The sequence below is a fragment of the Pseudomonas sp. RAC1 genome (assembly GCF_030658255.1).
In the GTDB taxonomy this organism is placed as follows: Bacteria; Pseudomonadota; Gammaproteobacteria; order Pseudomonadales; family Pseudomonadaceae; genus Aquipseudomonas; species Aquipseudomonas boreofloridensis.
Map to the genome: position 1 here is coordinate 570383 of NZ_JAUTXS020000038.1, position 22322 is coordinate 592704.

22 protein-coding genes and 1 tRNA gene are annotated in these 22322 nt (G+C 60.2%); 9 read left to right on the plus strand and 14 right to left on the minus strand.

What is annotated here, in order from left to right; translation table 11 throughout:
* Positions 1 to 11 precede the first annotated feature (11 nt).
* The 3 genes from Q7C30_RS19925 to cspD all read right to left on the minus strand — a co-directional run bounded on the left by Q7C30_RS19925 (position 12) and on the right by cspD (position 3471).
* The gene (locus Q7C30_RS19925; RefSeq protein WP_029614437.1) at positions 12 to 452 is read right to left on the minus strand and encodes an NUDIX hydrolase; all 441 of its coding nucleotides are present in this window, start codon (positions 450 to 452) and stop codon (positions 12 to 14) included.
* Between the two features lie 92 nt (positions 453 to 544).
* Complete coding sequence (locus Q7C30_RS19930; RefSeq protein WP_317872494.1) at positions 545 to 2770, minus strand: NADP-dependent isocitrate dehydrogenase; 2226 nt, start codon at positions 2768 to 2770, stop codon at positions 545 to 547.
* Between the two features lie 443 nt (positions 2771 to 3213).
* Positions 3214 to 3471: a cold shock domain-containing protein CspD gene (gene cspD / locus Q7C30_RS19935; protein ID WP_317872495.1), complete on the minus strand. Its 258-nt coding sequence runs from the start codon at positions 3469 to 3471 to the stop codon at positions 3214 to 3216.
* 229 nt (positions 3472 to 3700) lie between these two features.
* On the opposite strand from cspD, the gene clpS reads away from it, so the two are divergent.
* Together clpS and clpA are read left to right on the plus strand one after the other, a co-directional pair.
* Entirely contained in the window at positions 3701 to 4063 is a 363-nt protein-coding gene (gene clpS / locus Q7C30_RS19940; protein WP_317872496.1) for an ATP-dependent Clp protease adapter ClpS, read from the plus strand.
* A 30-nt stretch (positions 4064 to 4093) separates the two neighbouring features.
* Entirely contained in the window at positions 4094 to 6364 is a 2271-nt protein-coding gene (clpA, locus tag Q7C30_RS19945) for an ATP-dependent Clp protease ATP-binding subunit ClpA (protein ID WP_039578436.1), read from the plus strand.
* A 90-nt stretch (positions 6365 to 6454) separates the two neighbouring features.
* On the opposite strand, the gene infA is transcribed toward clpA, so the two are convergent.
* From infA to aat, 3 genes are all read right to left on the minus strand, one after another.
* Complete coding sequence (infA, locus tag Q7C30_RS19950) at positions 6455 to 6673, minus strand: translation initiation factor IF-1 (RefSeq protein WP_029614443.1); 219 nt, start codon at positions 6671 to 6673, stop codon at positions 6455 to 6457.
* 103 nt (positions 6674 to 6776) lie between these two features.
* Positions 6777 to 7484, minus strand: coding sequence for an arginyltransferase (locus Q7C30_RS19955; protein ID WP_317872497.1), 708 nt, complete (start codon positions 7482 to 7484; stop codon positions 6777 to 6779).
* A 55-nt stretch (positions 7485 to 7539) separates the two neighbouring features.
* Complete coding sequence (gene aat / locus Q7C30_RS19960) at positions 7540 to 8220, minus strand: leucyl/phenylalanyl-tRNA--protein transferase (RefSeq protein ID WP_317872498.1); 681 nt, start codon at positions 8218 to 8220, stop codon at positions 7540 to 7542.
* A gap of 373 nt (positions 8221 to 8593) precedes the next feature.
* Here aat and ftsK point away from each other — a divergent pair, with 373 nt between their 5' ends.
* The 6 genes from ftsK (at position 8594) to cysG (ending at position 16105) form a co-directional block, all read left to right on the plus strand.
* Positions 8594 to 11008 carry a DNA translocase FtsK gene (ftsK, locus tag Q7C30_RS19965; protein ID WP_317872499.1) on the plus strand — a complete coding sequence of 805 codons (2415 nt, stop codon included), beginning with the start codon at positions 8594 to 8596 and terminating at the stop codon, positions 11006 to 11008.
* A gap of 62 nt (positions 11009 to 11070) precedes the next feature.
* Complete coding sequence (gene lolA, locus Q7C30_RS19970; protein ID WP_317872500.1) at positions 11071 to 11694, plus strand: outer membrane lipoprotein chaperone LolA; 624 nt, start codon at positions 11071 to 11073, stop codon at positions 11692 to 11694.
* A gap of 11 nt (positions 11695 to 11705) precedes the next feature.
* Positions 11706 to 13031, plus strand: a complete 1326-nt coding sequence (locus Q7C30_RS19975; RefSeq protein ID WP_029614446.1) for a replication-associated recombination protein A — start codon at positions 11706 to 11708, stop codon at positions 13029 to 13031.
* Positions 13028 to 13402, plus strand: coding sequence for a fluoride efflux transporter CrcB (gene crcB / locus Q7C30_RS19980; RefSeq protein WP_317872501.1), 375 nt, complete (start codon positions 13028 to 13030; stop codon positions 13400 to 13402). Before Q7C30_RS19975 ends, crcB begins: the two co-directional genes overlap by 4 nt.
* Before the next feature lie 30 nt (positions 13403 to 13432).
* A complete protein-coding gene (serS, locus tag Q7C30_RS19985; protein ID WP_029614448.1) occupies positions 13433 to 14713 on the plus strand; it encodes a serine--tRNA ligase in 1281 nt (426 codons plus the stop codon).
* Entirely contained in the window at positions 14714 to 16105 is a 1392-nt protein-coding gene (cysG, locus tag Q7C30_RS19990) for a siroheme synthase CysG (protein WP_317872502.1), read from the plus strand. It begins immediately after the preceding gene.
* A gap of 35 nt (positions 16106 to 16140) precedes the next feature.
* Here cysG and Q7C30_RS19995 read toward each other — a convergent pair whose 3' ends face one another.
* The 8 genes from Q7C30_RS19995 to Q7C30_RS20030 form a co-directional block, all read right to left on the minus strand.
* Positions 16141 to 17100: a glutathione S-transferase family protein gene (locus tag Q7C30_RS19995; protein WP_317872503.1), complete on the minus strand. Its 960-nt coding sequence runs from the start codon at positions 17098 to 17100 to the stop codon at positions 16141 to 16143.
* Between the two features lie 94 nt (positions 17101 to 17194).
* Positions 17195 to 18205, minus strand: a complete 1011-nt coding sequence (locus Q7C30_RS20000; protein WP_317872504.1) for a glycosyl transferase family protein — start codon at positions 18203 to 18205, stop codon at positions 17195 to 17197.
* On the minus strand, positions 18202 to 18537 hold the full coding sequence (locus Q7C30_RS20005; RefSeq protein WP_317872505.1) for a TusE/DsrC/DsvC family sulfur relay protein: 336 nt from the start codon (positions 18535 to 18537) through the stop codon (positions 18202 to 18204). Before Q7C30_RS20005 ends, Q7C30_RS20000 begins: the two co-directional genes overlap by 4 nt.
* A complete protein-coding gene (tusB, locus tag Q7C30_RS20010) occupies positions 18534 to 18830 on the minus strand; it encodes a sulfurtransferase complex subunit TusB (protein ID WP_317872506.1) in 297 nt (98 codons plus the stop codon). Before tusB ends, Q7C30_RS20005 begins: the two co-directional genes overlap by 4 nt.
* Positions 18830 to 19189, minus strand: a complete 360-nt coding sequence (gene tusC, locus Q7C30_RS20015) for a sulfurtransferase complex subunit TusC (RefSeq protein WP_317872571.1) — start codon at positions 19187 to 19189, stop codon at positions 18830 to 18832. The genes tusB and tusC overlap by 1 nt, the downstream gene beginning before the upstream one ends.
* Before the next feature lies 1 nt (position 19190).
* On the minus strand, positions 19191 to 19583 hold the full coding sequence (gene tusD, locus Q7C30_RS20020) for a sulfurtransferase complex subunit TusD (protein ID WP_317872507.1): 393 nt from the start codon (positions 19581 to 19583) through the stop codon (positions 19191 to 19193).
* 85 nt (positions 19584 to 19668) lie between these two features.
* Positions 19669 to 21048 (minus strand): nucleobase:cation symporter-2 family protein, encoded by a 1380-nt coding sequence (locus Q7C30_RS20025; protein ID WP_317872508.1) that lies wholly within the window; start codon positions 21046 to 21048, stop codon positions 19669 to 19671.
* A 121-nt stretch (positions 21049 to 21169) separates the two neighbouring features.
* The gene (locus Q7C30_RS20030; RefSeq protein ID WP_029614455.1) at positions 21170 to 21841 is read right to left on the minus strand and encodes a Bax inhibitor-1/YccA family protein; all 672 of its coding nucleotides are present in this window, start codon (positions 21839 to 21841) and stop codon (positions 21170 to 21172) included.
* 133 nt (positions 21842 to 21974) lie between these two features.
* On the opposite strand from Q7C30_RS20030, the gene Q7C30_RS20035 reads away from it, so the two are divergent.
* Positions 21975 to 22062 (plus strand) — tRNA-Ser (locus Q7C30_RS20035).
* Positions 22063 to 22322: the final 260 nt, after the last annotated feature.

Consider the following 22322-nt stretch of genomic DNA (forward strand, 5'->3'; position numbering starts at 1 on the left):
GGGCCTGCGCGTCAGTCGCGCAGCAGTGCGAGGCTGTGCAGCGGGCCTGCCAGGTAGTCGTCCAGGCAGCGCGGCACCAGCTCGCTGCGCCAGCGCTCGGAATCGGCTAGCAACTGGGCGCGGGTCAGCCACAGGGCGCGCGTGATATCGCTGTCCAATGCACGTTCGCGGTGATGATGCACGGGGCGGGCCGCGAAGCAGATGCGTTGATAGGTCACACCGTTGCTGGGGGCGGTATACAGATAGATGCCGACGACGCCAGTCAGCTCGACTTCCCAGGCCGTTTCTTCGAGGGTTTCGCGCAACGCGGCTTGGGCGAGCGTCTCATTGGCTTCGAGATGGCCAGCGGGTTGGTTGAGCACATGCTTGCCAGCCTTGAGCTCTTCGACGAAGAGGAATGTGCCTTCCTGCTCGACAATGGTGGCGACGGTGATATGAGGTTGCCAGGCCATGTTCCGGGCTCCTGTTGGGGGGGAATCGTTTGTCCAGAAAGCACAAACCCCGGTTCTGAGCCCGGGGTTTGTGGTGTTGCCTCAACCGTTTATTACAGCGCAGCGATGGCGTTGTTCAAGGTCTGGCTTGGGCGCATGACCTTGGCGGTCAGTTCGTCATCTGGCGCATAATAGCCGCCGATGTCGACCGGCTTGCCCTGGACGGCGTTGAGCTCAGCGACGATGGTCGCCTCGTTCTCTGCCAGTGTCTTGGCCAGCGGTGCGAAGCGCGCTTGCAGTGCGGCGTCGTCGGTTTGAGCTGCCAGCGCCTCGGCCCAGTAGAGGGTTAGGTAGAAGTGGCTGCCACGGTTATCGATACCGCCCACCTTGCGCGAAGGGGACTTGTTGGTGTCGAGGAACTTGCCGGTGGCCTGGTCAAGGGTTTTGGCCAGAACCTTGGCGCGCGGATTGTCGTAGGTGTTGCCCAGGTGCTCGAGCGAGGCTGCCAAGGCAAGGAATTCACCCAGCGAGTCCCAGCGCAGGAAGTTCTCTTCCACCAATTGCTGTACGTGCTTGGGTGCCGAGCCGCCGGCGCCGGTCTCGAACAGGCCGCCGCCGCTCATCAGCGGGACGATCGACAGCATCTTGGCGCTGGTGCCCAGTTCCATGATCGGGAACAGGTCGGTCAGGTAGTCGCGCAGCACGTTACCGGTGACCGAAATGGTGTCCTTGCCTTCGCGAATGCGTGCCAGGGAGAACTTGATGGCGTCGACCGGTGCCAGGATACGGATATCCAGGCCGCTGGTGTCGTGATCCTTCAGATACTTCTGCACCTTCTCGATCATCACGCCATCGTGAGCGCGTGCCGGGTCCAGCCAGAACACGGCCGGGGTATCGCTCAGGCGGGCGCGGTTGACGGCCAGCTTGACCCAGTCCTGGATCGGAGCGTCTTTGGTCTGGCACATGCGGAAGATGTCGCCGGCCTCGACGTTCTGCTCCAGCAGAACTTTGCCTTTTCCGTCAACCACACGCACGACGCCGTCGGCTTGGGCTTGGAAGGTCTTGTCGTGGGAGCCGTACTCTTCGGCCTTCTGCGCCATCAGGCCGACGTTTGGCACGCTGCCCATGGTGGTCGGATCGAAGGCGCCGTGCTGCTTGCAATCCTCGATGGTGGCCTGATAGATGCCAGCGTAGCAGCGGTCAGGAATGATAGCTTTGGCATCCTGCAACTCGCCGGCGGTATTCCACATCTTGCCCGAGTCACGAATCATCGCGGGCATCGAAGCGTCGACGATGACGTCGCTCGGTACGTGCAGGTTGGTGATGCCCTTGTCGGAGTTGACCATGGCCAGGGCCGGGCGAACGGCATACAGGGCCTGGATGTCGGCCTCGATCTCGGCTTGCTTCTCGGCAGGGAGGTCTTTGATACGGGCATACAGGTCGCCGATGCCGTTATTGGCGTTGAAGCCTACTTGGGCCAGGGCGTCGGCATGCTTGCTCAGCACATCGTTATAGAACTCTTCGACGATCACGCCGAACATGATCGGGTCGGAGACCTTCATCATGGTGGCCTTGAGGTGAACCGACAACAGCACGCCAGAGGCCTTGGCGTCGGCGATCTGCTCGGCGATGAAGGTCTTGAGCGCCTTGCGGCTCAGGGTAGCGCAGTCGATGACTTCGGCGGCTTTGACAGCGGTTTTTTCCTTGAGGACGGTGATCTTGCCGTCCTTGCCGACCAGTTCGATGCGCACGTTGTCATCGGCTTCGATCTGCGCCGCTTTCTCGCTGCCATAAAAGTCGCCCTGGCTCATGTGAGCGACGTGCGACTTGGAGTCGGCCGCCCAGGCGCCCATTTTGTGCGGATGCTTGCGCGCATAGTTCTTCACCGACAGCGGGGCGCGGCGGTCGGAGTTGCCTTCACGCAGCACCGGATTCACAGCGCTGCCCTTGATCCGGTCGTAACGCGCGCGCGACTGTTTCTCTTCGGCAGTGGTCGGCTCATCGGCGTAGTCAGGAATGTTGAAGCCTTTGGCCTGGAGCTCTTTGATCGCCGCCTTGAGCTGCGGAACCGATGCGGAGATGTTCGGCAGCTTGATGATGTTGGCTTCAGGGGTGGTGGCCAGCTGACCCAGTTCCGCCAGATGATCGCCTACCTGCTTCTCTGCGCCCAGTTGCTCGGGGAACGACGCGAGGATACGGCCAGCCAGGGAAATATCGCGGGTTTCGACGGCGATGTCGGCCGAAGCGGTGAAGGCTTCGATGATCGGCAGCAGCGAGTAGGTGGCGAGGGCGGGGGCTTCGTCGGTGAAGGTATAGATGATCTTGGAACGGGTGGGCATGCGGGTTAACTCTCTATGTGCTGAGCGTACTCGAGTCTCGAGGTGCGCAGGGTAGGCGCTTCGCCCTGGCGGTGCCTTGAGCGGATGGTCGAGAGGCTGCGAGCGGTGATGGTGGATGCATCAGTCGAGCGTCAAGTGCTGGGTGCGGTAACAGCCCAGGCTTACTGGCCTTACCTGGCCGAGGGCGAGCCGCCTATTCCAGGGGTTCGCCCCGATGACCCTGTGGTCAGGGACGGAGTATATCAAACCCTTCGGTCGATTCAGCAAGGCGAAGCGCTATCGACGCCTTTATAAGACCAAAGATGTACGGGCAATGTGACGAGATGCCGCAGGTGGCGATTCATCGTCGTGATACACAAGGTTATTTTGTGTAACAAAAAAAGCCGACCATGCCTCTTTTTTAGCGCAGGCAGCCGGCCTTCTTCGAGGTGCGGTGAACGCGGTCAGGCGCTGGCAGTCTCGCTCTGCCGGTTGGCATCGGTGACGGTGGTATCGGCTTTGGCGCCAGCGATGTTGACAGCATGGAGGCCTTTGGGGCCTTGCACGACGTCGAATGTCACTGCCTGGCCAGCCTTCAATGTCCGGTAGCCATCCATCTGAATCGCGGAGTAGTGGGCGAACAGGTCGTCCGTCTTGCCGTCTTCATTGATGAATCCATAGCCCTTGGCATTGTTGAACCACTTGACTTTACCGCTTGCCATCCCTATGTCCCTCTGCAAAGGACTCCATCACTGGAGTATCATCCACGTCATCCGCATACGAACCATGCGAAAAAATCTGGTTGACTGCGCGGATCTTTATACACCACGGTGGGCTCTTATTGGTTGTAACACCGTTTTGCCGATAGTCAAGGTCATGCGGCAGCCGCGCCGGCGGTGACTGTGCGGTCGACCCACAACCCTAACCTGTCGATATGATGAAATTCTTTCCATGCATGCACTCAGGCAGATTCGACTAACATTCAATCAGGAGCGCCCGAAGTCCGATGAGGACGATGGGGCAGGTCTGGCGGTCCAAGAAGCCAAGCCAATCCTTCAGGCTCCACCGATGTACAAGGTGGTTTTGTTCAACGATGACTACACACCGATGGATTTCGTCGTCGAAGTGCTCGAAACGTTCTTCAGTCTGAGCCGCGAGCTGGCGACCAAGATCATGCTGACTGTCCACACCGAAGGGCGGGCAGTGTGCGGATTGTTTACCCGCGACATTGCCGAAACCAAGGCCATGCAGGTCAATCAATACGCAAGAGAAAGCCAGCATCCGCTACTCTGTGAAATCGAGAAGGACGGTTAATCGCCGACCACTTGGGTATGAGGTGAAGCTATGTTAAACCGCGAGCTCGAAGTCACCCTCAATCTTGCCTTCAAGGAGGCACGTTCGAAGCGTCATGAATTCATGACCGTCGAACACCTGCTGTTGGCGCTCCTTGACAACGAGGCGGCTGCGACCGTTCTGCGCGCCTGTGGCGCCAATCTCGACAAGCTCAAGCATGATTTGCAGGAGTTCATCGATTCCACTACCCCTCTGATCCCGGTGCATGACGAAGACCGCGAGACACAGCCAACGCTGGGTTTCCAGCGAGTGCTGCAGCGCGCTGTTTTCCATGTGCAAAGCTCCGGCAAGCGTGAAGTGACTGGCGCCAACGTGTTGGTCGCGATCTTCAGTGAGCAGGAGAGCCAGGCGGTGTTCCTGCTCAAGCAGCAGAGCGTGGCCCGGATCGATGTGGTCAACTACATCGCGCACGGCATCTCCAAGGTGCCGGGCCATGGTCCGAATACTGAAGGCGATCAGGACATGCAGGACGAAGACGGCGCGGAAGCGTCCTCGTCGAGCAATCCGCTGGATGCCTATGCCAGCAATCTCAACGAACTGGCCCGTGCCGGTCGCATCGACCCCCTGGTCGGGCGCGAGCAGGAAGTCGAGCGGGTTGCGCAGATCCTCGCGCGTCGGCGCAAGAACAATCCACTGCTGGTGGGTGAAGCCGGTGTCGGCAAGACGGCCATCGCAGAAGGGTTGGCCAAGCGTATCGTCGATGGCCAGGTGCCTGACCTGCTGGCGCAAAGCGTAGTGTATTCGCTGGATCTCGGCGCGCTGTTGGCCGGCACCAAGTACCGGGGCGACTTCGAGAAGCGTTTCAAGGCATTGCTTGGTGAGCTGCGAAAGCGCCCTCAAGCCATCCTGTTCATTGACGAAATCCATACCATCATCGGTGCTGGTGCGGCATCCGGTGGGGTGATGGATGCCTCCAACCTGCTCAAGCCGCTGCTGTCTTCGGGTGATATCCGCTGCATTGGCTCCACGACTTTCCAAGAGTTCCGTGGCATTTTCGAGAAAGATCGAGCGCTGGCGCGGCGCTTCCAGAAGGTCGACGTCAGCGAGCCCTCCGTGGAGGACACCGTTGGCATTCTGCGTGGGTTGAAAGGGCGCTTCGAGAGTCATCATCACATCGAATACAGCGATGAAGCGCTTCGCGCGGCTGCCGAGTTGGCTGCGCGCTACATCAATGACCGGCACATGCCTGACAAGGCCATCGATGTGATCGACGAAGCCGGTGCCTACCAGCGCCTGCAGCCGGAGGCCAACCGGGTCAAGCGTATCGACGTGCCGCAGGTGGAGGACATCGTGGCCAAGATCGCGCGTATCCCGCCAAAGCATGTCACCAGTTCCGACAAGGAGCTGCTGCGCAACCTTGAGCGTGATCTGAAGCTCACCGTGTTCGGTCAGGATGCGGCAATCGATTCACTGTCGACTGCTATCAAGCTGTCGCGAGCAGGCCTGAAGGCACCCGACAAACCAGTCGGCTCCTTCCTGTTCGCAGGCCCTACGGGGGTCGGCAAGACCGAAGCTGCTCGGCAGTTGGCCAAGGCACTGGGTGTTGAGTTAGTGCGCTTCGACATGTCGGAGTACATGGAGCGGCACACCGTATCGCGCTTGATCGGCGCGCCTCCTGGTTACGTTGGATTCGACCAGGGTGGGCTGCTGACCGAAGCCATCACCAAACAACCGCACTGTGTGTTGCTGCTCGATGAAATCGAGAAAGCTCACCCGGAGGTCTTCAACCTGCTGCTGCAGGTCATGGACCATGGCACCCTGACCGACAACAATGGGCGCAAGGCGGACTTCCGTAACGTGATTCTGATCATGACGACAAACGCCGGGGCGGAAACTGCGTCGCGGGCCTCGATTGGCTTCACTCATCAAGACCACGCGTCGGACGCGATGGAGGTCATTCGCAAGAGCTTCACGCCGGAGTTCCGCAACCGTCTGGATACCATCATTCAGTTCGGTCGCTTGAGCCACGAAACGATCAAGAGCATCGTCGACAAGTTCCTTATCGAGCTTCAAGCTCAACTGGAAGACAAGCGCGTGCTGCTCGAGGTCAGTGACGAGGCGCGTGGTTGGCTGGCAAGCAAGGGGTATGACGTGCAGATGGGGGCTCGACCTATGGCGCGGCTCATTCAGGACAAGATCAAGCGGCCTCTGGCTGAAGAGATCCTGTTCGGCGAGTTGTCCGAGCATGGCGGCGTGGTGCATGTGGAACTGCGCGATGGCGAGCTGGTGTTCGACTTCGAGACCGCGGCCGAAGTGGCTTGAGCAAAGGGGCCGCTGTGCGGCCCTGGTGCTTTGGTGGGCTGCACAAAAAAAAGCCCGGCGCATTGGCCGGGCTTTTTTTGTGGCTGAAGCTTAGCGCGCGCGGTAGGTGATGCGGCCCTTGCTCAGGTCGTAAGGCGTCAGTTCGACGCGGACCTTGTCGCCAGTAAGGATGCGGATGTAGTTCTTGCGCATTTTTCCGGAAATGTGCGCGGTGACAACGTGGCCGTTTTCCAGCTCCACGCGAAACATAGTGTTTGGAAGGGTGTCGACGACACTGCCTTCCATCTCGAAGCTGTCTTCTTTCGACATGCAGTAAAACCCTCGGTGTCCAGAGATGGCCCGACGCGCAACTGCACCGGGCAAAAAAAGTGGCGTGGATTATGCCCGAAAAATGTATTTCAAGCCAATGCTTTCAGTTGAGGCTGACCCAGCGCTGGTTGATCAGCAGCTCAATGGGGCGGTATTGGGTCTTGTAGTTCATCTTCTGACAATTCTTGATCCAGTAGCCAAGATAGACCGCCTCCAGATCCTGGCGTAGCGTTTCAGCGATCTGCCAGAGGATGGCAAAGCGGCCCAAGCTACGGCGCTCTTCATCTGGATCGTAGAAGGTATACACCGCCGATAGGCCATTGGGCAGCAGGTCACATACCGCCACTGCAAGCAGGCGACCATGCAGGCGAAATTCGTAGAACCAACTGAAGGGCAGGTCGCGTACCAGAAACGTGGAGAACTGGTCGCGACTGGGCGGGTACATGTCGCCGTCAGCGTGGCGCGTTTCTATGTAGCGGCGATACAGATCGAAATATTCTTCTTTGAAAGCCGGTCGCGCGGGGCTGACCACAAGGTCCTCATTGCGCTTGAGAATGCGTCGCTGCTGGCGGTTGGGCACGAAGCGTGCTGCGGGGATGCGTGCCGGTACGCAGGCAGAGCAGCTCTGGCAGTGAGGTCGGTAGAGATGATCGCCGCTGCGGCGAAAACCCATTTCCGACAGGTCGGCATACACATGTACGTCCATCGGCTGGCTGGGGTCCAGGAACAGGGTCGTCGCCTGCTCATCGGGCAGGTAGCTGCAGGAGTGGGGTTGAGTGGCATAGAACTTCAATCGCGCCAGCTCTGTCATGATCGCCCCCTGGGCAAGACGTTGCTCTAAGTGTATGCCAGCTCTGGGCGGTCGCCTAGCGCGCCCAGGCTGCGTCGCAGGAGTGGTCGAGATGGCATGACAGATAGTCGGCGAACGCCCTCCGGCTGATAGCGCGCGCGCCGAGGCTATGCAGGTGATCGGTGGGCATCTGGCAGTCGATCAACACAAAGCCAGCTTCGCGCAGACGTTCAACCAGCGTCACGAAACCGACCTTGGAGGCATTGTCGGCGCGGCTGAACATGGATTCGCCGAAGAATAGACGGCCCATGGCCAGGCCGTATAGGCCACCAACCAGTTCGCCGGCCTGGCGTACCTCGACCGAATGAGCGATACCGCGGTGGTGCAACTCGCGGTATGCCGCCTGCATGCTGTCGGTGATCCAGGTGCCGTCGGCGTAATCGCGGGGTGCGGCGCACGCGGCGATTACACTGGCGAAATCGGTGTCGAAGCTGACGTGGTAGCGGCCCTGACGCATCAGCTTGGCCAGCGACCGGGATACGTGAAGTTCGTCCGGTAACAGCACGGTGCGAGGATCGGGCGACCACCATAGAATCGGCTGTCCGTCCTGATACCAAGGGAAGCAGCCGTGGCGGTAGGCTTGAATCAGGCGCTCGGGTGTGAGATCGCCTCCCGCGGCGAGTAGGCCGTTGGGCTCGTTGAGGGCTTTATTGAGGGGTGGGAAGTTCAGCGAGTCGCGGGTCAGCCAGGTGAGCATGGTGATTCGGCGGTAGGGGAGGGGAGTGGCGAGCATGGCGGCAGGCGTCGTCGAGGTCAATGTCTGGGCTGTTGCAGCATGCTGGGCTGCAGGAGTGGCGCGGCTCGTCGAGCTGTTTCACCGCTAGCCGATGGGCATCTGGCACCATCGCCGACATTTGCTGTCATACCTGTGCAAAAATACAGCATAAGCCTTTGTCACAGAACAAAATGCATGCTCAAATTGCACCCATGGAAATCGGCCCCCCGTCCATGCGCCACGCGGCGTGCCGCCATGGCGGCAGGCGGGCAGTAATGTTAAAAGTAGTGGTTCGTCGGCCATTCACCGGCCCGATCACTATTTAACGCGCATCAAGCGCAGGAATAGACGCGTTTTGAAGAAATCCACTGCATCCCCGACTCCGTTGCCAGTGCCGCTATGGCGCCAGCAGTTGCATTATCGCCTCAAGGAAGGCGCGCTGATTGCCGTCGGTGCGCTGTGCCTGTACCTGTGGATGGCACTGCTGACCTACGACACATCCGACCCAAGCTTTACCCACACCAGCAATGTCGATCAGGTTCAGAACGCTGCTGGCCGCGCCGGCGCGTTCTTCGCCGACATCCTGTTCATGGTGCTTGGCTACTTTGCCTATATCTTTCCTTTGCTGCTGGCGATCAAGACCTGGCAGATCTTCCGTGAACGTCACCAGCCCTGGCAATGGAGTGGGTGGCTGTTCTCCTGGCGCCTGATCGGCTTGGTATTTCTCGTGCTGTCGGGCGCAGCGCTGGCGCACATTCATTTCCATCCGCCCGCCAGTATTCCATTTTCGGCTGGCGGTGCGCTGGGCGAGAGCCTTGGGGAACTGGCGCGCAACCTGCTGAACGTGCAGGGCAGCACCTTGATGTTCATCGCGTTGTTCCTGTTCGGCCTGACGGTGTTCACCGACTTGTCCTGGTTCAAGGTCATGGACCTGACCGGCAAGATCACCCTTGATCTGTTCGAGCTGGTCCAAGGCGCCGCGTCACGCTGGTGGGCCGCGCGCAACGAACGCAAGCGGCTGGTGGCGCAGTTGCGCGAGGTCGATGAGCAGGTCGAGGACGTTGTCGCGCCCGTGGTTGTCGACAAGCGCGAGCAGATCAAGGCGCGCGAACGCATCATCGAACGTGACGAATCCTTGAGCAAGCATGTGGCACAGCGCGAGCAGCAGCCCGCACCGGTGATCAACCTGCCGGCACCGGTCAAGGCAGCCGAACCCAGCAAGCGGGTCATGAAAGAAAAGCAGGCGCCGCTGTTCGTCGATAGCGCCGTGGAAGGAACGCTCCCATCGATCTCGATTCTCGATCCTGCCGAACAGAAAAAGATCGAGTATTCGCCCGAGTCCCTGGCTGGAGTGGGGCATCTGCTGGAGATCAAGCTCAAGGAGTTCGGGGTCGACGTTTCCGTAGACTCGATCCACCCGGGGCCGGTGATCACCCGCTACGAAATCCAGCCAGCTGCCGGGGTCAAGGTCAGCCGCATCGCCAACCTTGCGAAGGACCTCGCGCGCTCGCTGGCAGTGACCAGCGTGCGGGTGGTGGAGGTCATTCCCGGAAAGACTACCGTCGGTATCGAAATTCCCAACGAAAATCGTCAGATGGTGCGTTTCTCCGAGGTGTTGTCCACGCCTCAGTATGACGAGCAGAAGTCGCCCGTCACGCTGGCGCTGGGCCATGATATCGGCGGCAAGCCGGTCATCACGGACTTGGCCAAGATGCCGCATTTGCTGGTGGCCGGTACCACCGGTTCGGGTAAGTCGGTGGGTGTCAACGCGATGATCCTGTCGATCCTGTTCAAGTCGAGCCCGGAAGATGCGCGGCTGATCATGATCGACCCGAAAATGCTCGAGCTGTCGATTTACGAAGGCATTCCGCACTTGTTGTGCCCGGTCGTCACCGACATGAAGGACGCCGCCAACGCTCTGCGCTGGAGCGTCGCCGAGATGGAGCGCCGCTACAAGCTGATGGCTGCGATGGGCGTACGTAACCTGGCCGGCTTCAACCGCAAGGTCAAAGACGCCCAGGACGCCGGTGAGGTCATCCACGATCCTCTGTACCGCCGTGAAAGCATGGAGGACGAACCTCCGGCGCTGAAAACCCTGCCGACTATCGTGGTGGTGGTCGACGAATTTGCCGACATGATGATGATCGTCGGCAAAAAGGTCGAAGAGCTGATTGCCCGTATCGCCCAGAAGGCGCGTGCAGCCGGCATTCATTTGATTCTCGCTACACAGCGTCCGTCGGTCGATGTGATCACTGGTCTGATCAAGGCCAACATTCCTACGCGTATGGCCTTCCAGGTGTCGAGCAAGATCGACTCGCGGACTATCATCGACCAGGGCGGCGCCGAACAACTGCTCGGCCATGGCGACATGCTCTACATGCCGCCGGGTACCAGTCTGCCCATCCGCGTTCACGGTGCATTCGTTTCCGACGACGAGGTTCACCGCGTTGTAGAGGCCTGGAAGTTGCGCGGTGCCCCTGATTACAACGACGATATCCTCAACGGCGTCGAGGAAGCCGGTAGCGGTTTCGAGGGCGGCGGTGGAGGTGGCGATGGCGACGACTCGGAAACCGACGCGCTCTATGACGAAGCTGTGCAGTTCGTGCTGGAAAGTCGCCGGGCGTCCATTTCGGCAGTACAGCGCAAGCTCAAGATCGGCTACAACCGTGCCGCGCGGATGATCGAGGCGATGGAGATGGCCGGCGTGGTCACTCCAATGAACAGCAACGGCTCGCGGGAAGTGATAGCTCCGGGCGGCCCGCGCGATTGATGATTGTCTTGCCGGGTGCGAAACATCGTGTCCGGCCTATTCACTGCTCAATGAGGACTCCCATGCGCGCAATTCGCATGTTGTTGGTTTCTGCCCTGACCCTGGGCCCGCTCACCGCGTACGCCGGTGAGCAAGACGTACAGCGCCTGACCCAGTTGCTGGAAAAATCCCAGACCATCGAGGCCAATTTTTCCCAACTGACCCTGGATGCCAGCGGCACGAGTCTGCAGGAGACTAAAGGGAAGATGACGGTCAAACGTCCTGGCCTGTTCTACTGGCATACGGATGCTCCACAAGAGCAAGTCGTGGTTTCCGATGGCCAGAAAGTTACCCTGTGGGACCCGGATCTGGAGCAGGCCACGGTGAAGAAGCTTGATGTGCGCCTGAGCCAGACGCCGGCGTTACTGTTGTCCGGTGATGTATCCAAGATCAGCCAGAGTTTCGATATCGTTTCCAAGGAACAGGGCGAGGTCATGGATTTCACCCTCAAGCCCAAGACCAAGGACACGCTGTTCGACTCCTTGCGTATCTCTTTCCGCAAGGGACTGATCAATGACATGCAACTGATCGACAGCGTCGGCCAGCGCACCAATATTCTGTTCAATGGGGTCAGGGCCAACCAGGCGATCCCGGCGAGCACGTTCCAGTTCAAGATTCCGGAAGGCGCTGACGTCATCCAGGAGTAACGCGAGGCACCATGGACCTGTTTCGAAGCGAGCCTGTCGCCCAGCCGCTGGCAGCCCGATTGCGTCCGTCCAACCTGGACGAGTACGTGGGCCAGGAGCACCTGCTGGCGCGCGGCAAGCCGCTGCGCGAGGCACTGGAGCAGGGTGCTCTGCACTCGATGATCTTCTGGGGGCCGCCCGGTGTCGGCAAGACCACCTTGGCGCGGCTGCTGGCGCAGTTTTGCGACGCGCATTTCGAAACCGTGTCGGCTGTGCTGGCCGGGGTCAAGGAGATTCGTCAGGCCGTGGAAGTGGCCAAGCAGCAAGCCGGTCAGTACGGTCGACGCACGATTCTATTCGTCGATGAAGTGCACCGCTTCAACAAGTCCCAGCAGGATGCTTTCTTGCCCTATGTGGAAGACGGCACCCTGCTGTTCATCGGCGCTACCACCGAGAACCCCTCCTTCGAGCTGAACAACGCCTTGCTGTCGCGGGCGCGTGTCTATGTACTCAAGAGTCTGGACGAAGCCGCTCTGCGCAAACTGGTTGATCGTGCCCTGAGTGAAGAGCGTGGATTGGGCAAGCGCAATCTACGAGTCGGAGATGAAGCCTTCGCCATGCTCATGGCCGCTGCCGACGGTGACGGTCGGCGCATGCTCAACTTCCTGGAAAATGCCTCGGACCTTGCCGAAGACGGCAGCGAGATCGATGTGCAGATGCTGCAGAGTCTGCTCGGTGATAGTCGACGGCGCTTCGACAAGGGTGGCGAGGCGTTCTATGACCAGATATCGGCTCTGCACAAGTCGGTTCGCGGTTCCAATCCTGACGGCGCGCTGTATTGGTTCGCGCGGATGCTCGATGGCGGTTGCGATCCGCTGTACATCGCCCGTCGTGTGGTGCGCATGGCCAGCGAGGACATCGGTAATGCCGATCCGCGTGCACTGAGCCTGTGTCTGGCGGCCTGGGACGTACAGGAGCGGCTAGGCAGCCCCGAGGGTGAGTTGGCGGTGGCCCAGGCCATTACCTACCTGGCGTGTGCGCCCAAGAGCAATGCCGTGTACATGGGTTTCAAGACGGCGCTGCGGGAGGCCTCCGAGCACGGTTCGCTGGAGGTTCCGTTACATTTACGTAACGCACCGACCAAGCTGATGAAGCAGTTGGGCTATGGCGATGAATACCGCTATGCCCACGATGAGCCGGATGCCTATGCGGCAGGTGAGGACTACTTCCCCGATGCCTTGGCGCCGCGGCCCTATTACCAACCGGTGCCGCGCGGCCTGGAACTGAAGATCGGCGAAAAGCTGCGCCACTTGGCCGAACTGGATCGCAACAGTCCACGGCAACGGAGAAAAACGTGATTGCACTCGTCGCATCGGTCAGCGCTGCGGGCATCGTCGGCACTTTGCTGCGCTTCGCTGCAGGTAACTGGGTCAATGCCCACTGGCCACGGCACTTCTATCTCGCTACGCTTGCGGTCAATCTGGTGGGCTGCCTGATCATCGGCGTGCTCTACGGCATGTTCCTCAACAAGCCGGGCGTGCCTATCGAGGTACGGGCCGGACTGATCGTCGGCTTCGTCGGTGGCCTGACCACCTTTTCGTCCTTTTCACTGGACACCGTGCGCCTGCTCGAAAGCGGACAGGCGCCGCTGGCATTCGGCTACGCCGCCGCCAGTGTACTGGGCGGCCTGCTCGCGACCTGGGCTGGCCTCGCTCTGACCCGAATCTGAACCAACACCTTCATATAACGAGAGAACGATATGCTCGATGCCAAACTGTTACGCGGCCAACTTCAGGAAGTGGCGGATCGCCTGGCCTCCCGTGGCTTCAGCCTGGATGTCGCGCGCATCGAATCACTGGAAGAGCGTCGCAAATCGGTGCAGACCCGCACCGAGCAGCTGCAGGCCGAGCGTAATGCCCGCTCCAAGTCCATCGGCCAGGCCAAGGCCAAGGGCGAAGACATTGCGCCGCTGATGGCGGATGTCGAGCGCATGGCCAACGAGCTGGCCGCCGGCAAGACCGAACTGGACGAGATCCAGGCCGAGCTGGACGGCATCGTGCTGACCATCCCCAACTTGCCTGATGCCAGCGTACCCGTCGGCCCGGACGAAGAGGCCAACGTCGAGGTGCGTCGCTGGGGTACAGCGCCTGAATTCGATTTCGATATCAAGGATCACGTCGCCCTTGGCGAGATCAGTGGCGGCCTGGACTTCGAAACCGCCGCCAAGCTGTCCGGCGCTCGTTTCGCCTTGCTGCGCGGTCCGATCGCTCGCCTGCATCGAGCCTTGGCGCAGTTCATGATCAATCTGCACACCAGCGAGCATGGCTACGAAGAGGCCTACACCCCGTACCTGGTTCAGGCTCCGGCATTGCAAGGTACCGGTCAGCTGCCGAAGTTCGAGGAAGACCTGTTCAAGATCAGCCGTGAAGGTGAAGCTGACTTCTACCTGATCCCTACCGCCGAAGTGTCGCTGACCAACATCGTTTCCGGCGAAATCCTCGACGCCAAGCAACTGCCGATCAAGTTCGTTGCGCACACTCCCTGTTTCCGCAGCGAGGCGGGTGCGTCGGGTCGTGATACGCGCGGCATGATTCGTCAGCATCAGTTCGACAAGGTCGAGATGGTACAGATCGTCGAACCGGGTAAGTCCATGGAGGCGCTGGAAGGCCTGACCGCCAACGCCGAACGCGTTTTGCAATTACTCGAACTGCCTTACCGAGTATTGGCGCTGTGCACCGGGGACATGGGCTTCAGTGCAGTGAAAACCTATGACCTCGAAGTCTGGGTGCCTAGTCAGGGCAAGTATCGCGAGATCAGTTCCTGCTCCAACTGCGGCGATTTCCAGGCTCGACGCATGCAAGCGCGCTGGCGCAACCCGGAGACTGGCAAGCCGGAGCTCGTGCACACCCTCAATGGCTCGGGCCTGGCCGTGGGCCGTACGCTGGTTGCGGTGCTGGAAAATTACCAGCAGGCTGACGGGTCGATTCGCGTGCCAGAGGTACTCAAGCCCTACATGGGCGGCGTCGAGGTCATTCGCTAAATGAAATACCTGCCACTGTTCCACCGGTTGCAGGGCGGGTGGGTGCTGGTTGTCGGCGGCGGCGAGATCGCCTTGCGCAAGGCGCGTCTGTTGGCAGAGGCCGGCGGCCTGCTACGCGTAGTGGCGCCTGAGGTCGATGGTCAGCTCGCTACGCTGGCCAGGGAAGGCGGCGGAGAGGTGCGGGTGCGCGGATACCAGGTTGGCGACCTGGAAGGTTGTCGGCTGGTGATCGCGGCCACCGACGATGCAGCTCTTAACGCTCAGGTGTCGGCCGATGCGCAGGCCATGAACCTGCCGGTCAATGTGGTGGATGCTCCGGCGCTGTGCACTGTGATCTTCCCGGCAATCGTCGATCGTTCGCCGCTGGTGATCGCGGTGTCCAGTGGCGGCGACGCACCCGTACTGGCACGTCTGATTCGCGCCAAGTTCGAGGCCTGGATTCCGTCGGCTTACGGTGAGCTGGCGGGTTTGGCCGCGCGTTTTCGTGACAAGGTCAAAGGTCTCTATCCGGACGTCAACCAGCGGCGGGGCTTCTGGGAAACCGTGTTCCAAGGTCCGATCGCCGAACGTCAATTGGCCGGGCAGGGGGCGGAGGCTGAGCGTCTGTTGCAGGCGATGGTCGACGGTGCGCCTGTTCAGCAAGGGGGTGAGGTGTACTTGGTCGGCGCCGGTCCTGGCGACCCCGATCTGTTGACCTTCCGTGCCTTGCGGCTGATGCAGCAGGCTGATGTCGTGCTGTATGACCGCCTGGTGGCTCCGGCCATCATCGACATGTGCAGGCGCGACGCAGAACGTATCTATGTCGGCAAGCGCCGGGCAGAACACGCGGTGCCCCAGGAGCAGATCAATCGCCTGCTAGTCGATCTGGCCCGTCAAGGCAAGCGTGTATTACGCCTGAAAGGCGGCGACCCATTCATTTTCGGGCGCGGTGGCGAGGAAATTGAAGAGCTCGCAGCAGAGGGTATTCCGTTTCAGGTTGTGCCTGGGATTACCGCAGCCAGCGGCTGTTCGGCGTATGCCGGCATTCCACTGACCCATCGCGATCACGCCCAATCGGTGCGTTTCGTCACTGGCCATCTCAAAGATGGCACCAGCAACCTGCCGTGGACTGACTTGGTCGCGCCTGCACAGACGGTAGTGTTCTATATGGGACTGGTCGGGTTACCGGCTATCTGCGCCGAACTGATCCGCCATGGGCGAGCCCCCAGCACACCAGCGGCGCTGGTACAGCAAGGCACGACGCGCAACCAGCGGGTGTTCACCGGTACCTTGGCCGACCTGCCTGAGTTGGTGGCCCGTCACGACGTTCACGCTCCAACGCTGGTGATTGTGGGCGAAGTGGTGCAACTGCGCGAAAAACTGGCATGGTTCGAAGGCGCGCAAAACAGCTGAATTCTAGCGGGGCCGCTGAGCGGCCCCGTTAGGTTCTACCCTTCAAAAATGCCGTTACCCGGCAGGCGCGTCCGGTCATGTGGCAAGCCGAAGTCTTGCTGCGGTCCCTTGGGTACGATGCCGTTCGGATTGATGGTCTTGTGGCTGAGGTAATAGTGATTCTGGATATGCTGCATATCCACGGTATCTGCGATTCCTGGCCACTGATACAGCTCCCGTAGCCAGTTCGAGAGGTTGTGGTAATCGGCCACGCGATGCAGGTTGCATTTGAAGTGGCCGTGGTAGACGGCGTCGAAACGCACCAGCGTAGTGAACAATCGTACATCGGCTTCGGTCAGGTACTCACCGGCCAGGTACCGGCGCGTGTCCAGCAATGTTTCCAGGCGATCCAGCTCGTCGAACACCTCGTCGAACGCTTCCTCGTAGGCGTGCTGGGTAGTGGCAAAGCCTGCCCGGTAAACGCCGTTGTTCACGGCCGGGTAAATGCGTTCGTTCAGCGCGTCGATGGTGCTGCGCAGCATCTCGGGATAGAGATCCAGTCGGTTGCCGGTCAGTGCGTCGAAGGCGGTGTTGAAGAGGCGGATGATTTCCGCCGACTCGTTGTTGACGATGCGCTGCTCTTGCTTGTCCCACAGTACCGGCACCGTAACGCGGCCGCTGTAGTGCGGATCGTCCGATGTGTAGCGCTGGTAGAGGTACTGCAATCCATCGAGCGCATCGCCGGTCGAGCCCTGCGCGGTGTCGAAGGTCCAGCCATGCTCGCCCATCAACCAACTGACCACCGAAACGTCGATCAAGGGTTGCAAGCCCTTGAGGGTGCGCATTATCAGGGTGCGATGGGCCCAGGGGCACGCCAGCGAAACGTACAGGTGATAGCGTCCCGCTTCGGCAACTGGCAACGCGCCGCGGCGTTGCGAGTCTTCGCGGCGAAAAGCGCCGTCCTTGCTGTTTTCGTACCACTGGTCATGCCAGCGGCCATCGATCAAAAGGCCCATGTGAGCGCTCCAATAGCCAGTCATTGGTGATTGGAGACCAGTCTATGGAATATCGTTCGAGCGATCAGTGCAAAGATCGCCTGCTTTTGATCGATTAATCAGATGTATTGCGCGCCTGCCAAGCCTCTCGGGCGTTACTGAAGGCCTGCTCACGGTCTTGTCCGAGCCCACGTAACGCGAGGGCGATGGTCGCTATGACTGCCAACTCGCCGTAGCTGTCATGCGCCTCTGCGCGCCAGACCGCCAGCAAGTGGTGTGGGTCCAGGCTTGCCGGTTTGACGTGACGCTGGGCGCTTAATGCTGGCCATTCCTCATCCCAGGCCAGGCTGTCATCGGTGCCATAAAGATGGCTGACAACGTCTGGATTGACCTCGATCTCACCGCCATCGCCCTTGATTACCAGCGCGGAGTCACCGAGCAGTCGACTGGCTTCGCGGTGAACGGCCTGGTAACCCGGATGGAAAATACTCTGTAGGCTGCGGCTAGCGCCGAGCGGATTGAGTACACGGGCCAGCGAGTGGATGGGTGAACGCAGGCCCAAGGTATTGCGCAGGTCGATCATGCGCTGCAGTTGCGGTGCCCAGTCTTGCAAGGGGGCGAATGCCAGGCCGCGCTGGTCAAGGCTGTTGGCTACCGCTTGCCAGTCGCGGCACAGAGGGATATCGAGCAGCCCGAGCAACTGCTCGGTATACAAGCGCCCGGCGGTATGAGCGCCGCCGCCGTGCATGAAGATGCGCACACCGGTGTTGGCCAGGCACTTGGCCGCGAGCAGATACCACGGCAGGTGACGCTTCTTGCCGGCGTAGCTTGGCCAGTCCAGGTCGACTGCCAGGGGTGGTGCTTGCACCTGGCTGCGCAGCGCTTGGGTGAAGCCTGCCAGCTCCTCCGGACTTTCTTCCTTATGTCGCAGCAGCATGAGGAACGCGCCGAGCTGGGTGTCCTCGACCTTGCCTTCGAGCAGCATCGTCATCGCCGCGCGGGCTTCTTCGCGGGTCAGGCCGCGCGCGCCGCGCTTGCCCTTGCCAAGAATGCGCACGAACTCGGCGAAGGGGTGTTCGGGCGGCGTGTGCACGTTAAGCGGGGTCGGGTTCATCGGCTCGCTCATATGCAGTTGGTCGGCTTGGGCAGGCCGGCTAGCTTGGCGGCCAATTTCGCAGGGGTGCCCTTGAACAGACGGTTCAGGTGGGGGCTATTGCCCTTGTCCGGGCCGAGTTTCAGCGCTGCGTACTTGATCAACGGACGGGTAGCGGGAGAGAGTTGGTACTCCTCATAGAACTGACGCAGCAGTTCGAGGACTTCCCAGTGTTCCGCACTGAGGACGATACCTTCTCGTGCGGCCAGCACTTCGGCGACGTCGGCGGACCACGCTTGCAGATCGAGCAGGAACCCATCCTTGTCCAACCCAATGGTGCGATCGCCAGCAGTCAGAATGCTCATAACCAGGTGTTGACCTTATCGTAGTGCAGCGAGAGTTCGACGAAGGCTGGGTAGTCCACAGCCTGTGCGGGCTCGCCACAAATGGCACGGGCTTGCAGGTCTTCATCGAGCGCGAACAGGCGGCCCTCCAGATCTGCGGACCGCAGCGCGCGGAAGGGTTCGCTATCGGCCTTGAGAGCGTAAGTTGCATCACCGCACAGCAGCAATGCGTCCTGGGTGCCCAGTAGTCGCAGGCAACTGGTCAGGCGGCTATCACCGAAGGGGGAATGGCTAATGACGTGTAATGTTTTCATCAGAGCGTTATCACTTGATCGAATCGGGCGATGAGGACTGACAGGGCTGCATCGTCGAGTGCCTGCACTGGCAATTCCAACGAGTGGGTATCCAATCCGCGCGCTTGCAGGCTACGCGCGCAGGCGAACAACTCGTCGACGCCAAACATCGGCAGCGCTTGCAGGTTGGCCGCGAGATTTTTCTGCTGCAGCGCTGCTGGTTGCTGGCCGCTGGCGAGCTGAAACACGCCATCATCGAGAAACAGCATGCCGATTGGCAAATCGAAGGCGCCCCCGGCTAGGGCGATGTCCAGTGCTTCGCGTGCGGACATACCTGCCCAAGGAGCCTGGCGGGTGATGATCAATAGGGACTTGGCCATTTCAATCGCCTCCGAAACAGACCAGGCGGTCCGCCACTTGCGCAGCTTCATGCAACTGCCCAAGACCGGACAGCTCCCAAGGCTCAGACAGGTTCACGGCAGGGCGTTGGTAGCGGTTGGCCTCTGCTTCGTCGAGCACACCCCGGCGCAGCGCAGCCGCGATGCAGACCACAGCGTCGAGCTGGTTATCACTGACGAACGTGCGCCACTGTGCGGCCACATCCCGCTCATCCTGAGGGAACACGATGGTATTCGAGGCGCTGTGGACGCCATCTTGATAGAAGAACAATCGGGTAATCTGGTGCCCGCCGTCCAGCACCGCTTCAGCGAAGCGTAGCGCACGGCGCGAGGAGGGCGCATGGGCTGGAGAAAACACCGCGATGGCGAAGTTCATGGAAAGCTCGGGCAAGGAAATGCGCTCATGATAAAGCAAAAAGCCCGCACCTGTGGGCGCGGGCCTTGTCTGGAGTACGCATAGATCAAGTGCGTGCGTGGGTGTCCGGCAGGAACCAGTTCAACACCAGGGCACAAATACCGCCGGTGGCCACGCCCGATTCCAGTACGTTACGCAGGGCCGCGGGCATATGGGCCAGGAATTCCGGCACTTGCGCAACGCCCAACCCGAGCGCCAGTGACACGGCGATGATCAACAGCGCCCGACGGTCCAGATGTGTACTGGCCAGGATATTGATACCGGAGGCTGCGACCGCACCGAACATTACCATTGCCGCCCCGCCCAGCACCGGTTCAGGCACCGCCTGGATGATTCCCGCCACGGCTGGGAACAGTCCCAGCAGCACCAGCATAAACGCGATCCAGACGCCAATGTGGCGGCTGGCAATGCCGGTGAGCTGAATCACCCCGTTGTTTTGCGCAAAGATCGAACTGGGGAAGGTGTTGAACAGCCCGGCCAGCAGAGAGTTAGCGCCGTTGACCAGTACCCCGCCCTTGATCCGCTGCATCCAGAGAGGTCCCTGGACCGGCTGGCGTGAAACCTTGCTGGTGGCCGTCACATCGCCGATAGCTTCAAGCGAGGTCACCAGGTAGATGACCAGCATCGGAATGAACAGCGCCCAGGAGAAACCCAGGCCGAAGTGCAGAGGTACTGGAACCTGGAACACCGCGGCCTGATGCATGCCGGTGAAGTCCAGGCGGCCCAGATAGCCCGCCAGGGCATAGCCAACCGCCAAGGCAATGACGATGGCGCAGCTGCGCATCCACACCATTGGCACACGGTTGAGCACCACGATGATTGCCAGCACTACGCCTGACAGCAGCAGGTTCTCGCCATTGGCGAAGGTGCCATTACCCATCGCTGCAAAGCCGCCACCCATGCTGATCAGACCGACCTTGATCAGCGTCAGGCCGATCATCAGCACCACGATACCCGTCACCAGCGGCGTGATAAGACGCTTGATGAACGGCAGGATGCGCGACACGCCCATCTCTACGAACGAGCCGGCGATCACTACGCCAAAGATCGATGCCATTACGCCCTCGACGGGGGTGCCCTGCTTGACCATCAGCGCGCCACCGGCGATCAGTGGTCCGACGAAGTTGAAGCTGGTGCCCTGCACGATCAGCAGTCCAGCACCGAAGGGGCCGAAGCGTTTGCACTGAACGAAGGTGGCGATGCCGGAGATGACCAGGGACATGGATACGATGAGGTTGGTCTCCCGCGCCGACACGCCCAGTGCTTGGCAGATCAGCAGACCCGGCGTCACGATCGGCACGATGATCGCCAGCAGATGCTGCAACGCAGCCAGCAGGCCTATCATCAGTTTCGGCTTGTCCTCGAGGCCGAGAACCAGTTCGTTGGCAGGCGCTGCTGCACCTGGCTCGTGTTCGTTTGAGCTCATGGGAAACGCCCGGAAGCAAAAAAGGAACGCATTCTACGGGGCAGGGGGGAGAAGGGATAGAGGAGAGTGGGCATGAAAAAGCCCGCCGAAGCGGGCTCTCCTAGCCATTAGCTAATGTCGATCAGTCGTCACGACCCATGATGCCAAACAGCTGCAGCAGGCTGATGAACAAATTATAGATCGAAACATACAGGCTAATGGTCGCCATGATGTAGTTACGCTCACCACCATGGATGATGGCGCTGGTCTGGAACAGAATGCAGACCGAGGAGAACAGCACGAAGCCCGCGCTGATCGCCAGTTGCAGACCGCTGATCTGGAAGAAGAAGCTCGCCACAACGGCGCCCAGCAGTACGAAGAAGCCCGCAGTGATGAAGCCACTGAGGAAGCTCATGTCACGACGCGTGATCAGTACGTAGGCGGAAAGACCACCGAACACCAGCGCGGTCATGGCAAACGCCGAGCTGACGACTTCGGCGCCGCCGGCCATGCCGAGATAGCGGTTGAGGATCGGCCCGAGAATGAAGCCCATGAAGCCGGTGAGGGCGAAGGTGGAGACCAGGCCCCAGACCGAATCGCGCAGCTTGGCGGTTAGGAAGAATAAACCGTAGAAGCCGATCAGCACCACGAACACGTTCGGGTAGCCGACGCGCATCTGCTGGGCGACGAAGGCCATGACACCGCTGAATGCAAGCGTGAGAGCCAGCAGACTGTACGTGTTGCGCAGGACCTTGCTGACCTCCTGCTGCTCGACCTGCTGGCCGTGATGTACGGCGTAATCCTGCTCGCGCATGGCGATACTCCTGTGGATCCTGTGGGTTTGAAACGTTCAGATGCAAAGATCATAACAGAGCCTTCGCAACCGGCGACATAGAGAGTTTGACAGCTTGTTTCATTACGGTATGATTGCCGCCGCTGAACGCGCTGGAAGCGTGGCCGAGTGGTTTAAGGCAACGGTCTTGAAAACCGTCGATGGGCAACTATCCTAGAGTTCGAATCTCTACGCTTCCGCCATATTCAAACCCCCGAGAAATCGGGGGTTTTTGCGTTTACGGACAGGAGTAATGCTTTGTTGCCATTCGATGGATTTATGTACTCAAGAGGCCAGCCCTAGCTCGGCCGTTGGGTTGAGTGTCCCTGTCAGGCAATCAATGGATCCGTAATGTCCGCAGGCTCAACCCTGATACGACGTTGACCAAGGCAAGCACGGATTGAATACTGGTTGCATGTACAGTTTTACTCTGAGACAATCCTGTCTCTTACCCATGTACACG

What these genes read in the sequence shown, in the direction of transcription:
- Q7C30_RS19930 (WP_317872494.1), bottom strand. Translation starts at nt 2,770, where the DNA reads ATGCCCACCCGTTCCAAGATCATCTATACCTTCACCGACGAAGCCCCC.
- tusC (WP_317872571.1), bottom strand. Translation starts at nt 19,189, where the DNA reads ATGGCCAAGTCCCTATTGATCATCACCCGCCAGGCTCCTTGGGCAGGT.
- cspD (WP_317872495.1), bottom strand. Translation starts at nt 3,471, where the DNA reads ATGGCAAGCGGTAAAGTCAAGTGGTTCAACAATGCCAAGGGCTATGGA.
- infA (WP_029614443.1), bottom strand. Translation starts at nt 6,673, where the DNA reads ATGTCGAAAGAAGACAGCTTCGAGATGGAAGGCAGTGTCGTCGACACC.
- tusB (WP_317872506.1), bottom strand. Translation starts at nt 18,830, where the DNA reads ATGAAAACATTACACGTCATTAGCCATTCCCCCTTCGGTGATAGCCGC.
- Q7C30_RS20030 (WP_029614455.1), bottom strand. Translation starts at nt 21,841, where the DNA reads ATGCGCGAGCAGGATTACGCCGTACATCACGGCCAGCAGGTCGAGCAG.
- tusD (WP_317872507.1), bottom strand. Translation starts at nt 19,583, where the DNA reads ATGAACTTCGCCATCGCGGTGTTTTCTCCAGCCCATGCGCCCTCCTCG.
- cysG (WP_317872502.1), top strand. Translation starts at nt 14,714, where the DNA reads ATGAAATACCTGCCACTGTTCCACCGGTTGCAGGGCGGGTGGGTGCTG.
- clpS (WP_317872496.1), top strand. Translation starts at nt 3,701, where the DNA reads ATGCATGCACTCAGGCAGATTCGACTAACATTCAATCAGGAGCGCCCG.
- Q7C30_RS19955 (WP_317872497.1), bottom strand. Translation starts at nt 7,484, where the DNA reads ATGACAGAGCTGGCGCGATTGAAGTTCTATGCCACTCAACCCCACTCC.
- Q7C30_RS19995 (WP_317872503.1), bottom strand. Translation starts at nt 17,100, where the DNA reads ATGGGCCTTTTGATCGATGGCCGCTGGCATGACCAGTGGTACGAAAAC.
- Q7C30_RS20000 (WP_317872504.1), bottom strand. Translation starts at nt 18,205, where the DNA reads ATGAGCGAGCCGATGAACCCGACCCCGCTTAACGTGCACACGCCGCCC.
- clpA (WP_039578436.1), top strand. Translation starts at nt 4,094, where the DNA reads ATGTTAAACCGCGAGCTCGAAGTCACCCTCAATCTTGCCTTCAAGGAG.
- Q7C30_RS20025 (WP_317872508.1), bottom strand. Translation starts at nt 21,048, where the DNA reads ATGAGCTCAAACGAACACGAGCCAGGTGCAGCAGCGCCTGCCAACGAA.
- lolA (WP_317872500.1), top strand. Translation starts at nt 11,071, where the DNA reads ATGCGCGCAATTCGCATGTTGTTGGTTTCTGCCCTGACCCTGGGCCCG.
- Q7C30_RS19925 (WP_029614437.1), bottom strand. Translation starts at nt 452, where the DNA reads ATGGCCTGGCAACCTCATATCACCGTCGCCACCATTGTCGAGCAGGAA.
- aat (WP_317872498.1), bottom strand. Translation starts at nt 8,220, where the DNA reads ATGCTCACCTGGCTGACCCGCGACTCGCTGAACTTCCCACCCCTCAAT.
- Q7C30_RS19975 (WP_029614446.1), top strand. Translation starts at nt 11,706, where the DNA reads ATGGACCTGTTTCGAAGCGAGCCTGTCGCCCAGCCGCTGGCAGCCCGA.
- Q7C30_RS20005 (WP_317872505.1), bottom strand. Translation starts at nt 18,537, where the DNA reads ATGAGCATTCTGACTGCTGGCGATCGCACCATTGGGTTGGACAAGGAT.
- serS (WP_029614448.1), top strand. Translation starts at nt 13,433, where the DNA reads ATGCTCGATGCCAAACTGTTACGCGGCCAACTTCAGGAAGTGGCGGAT.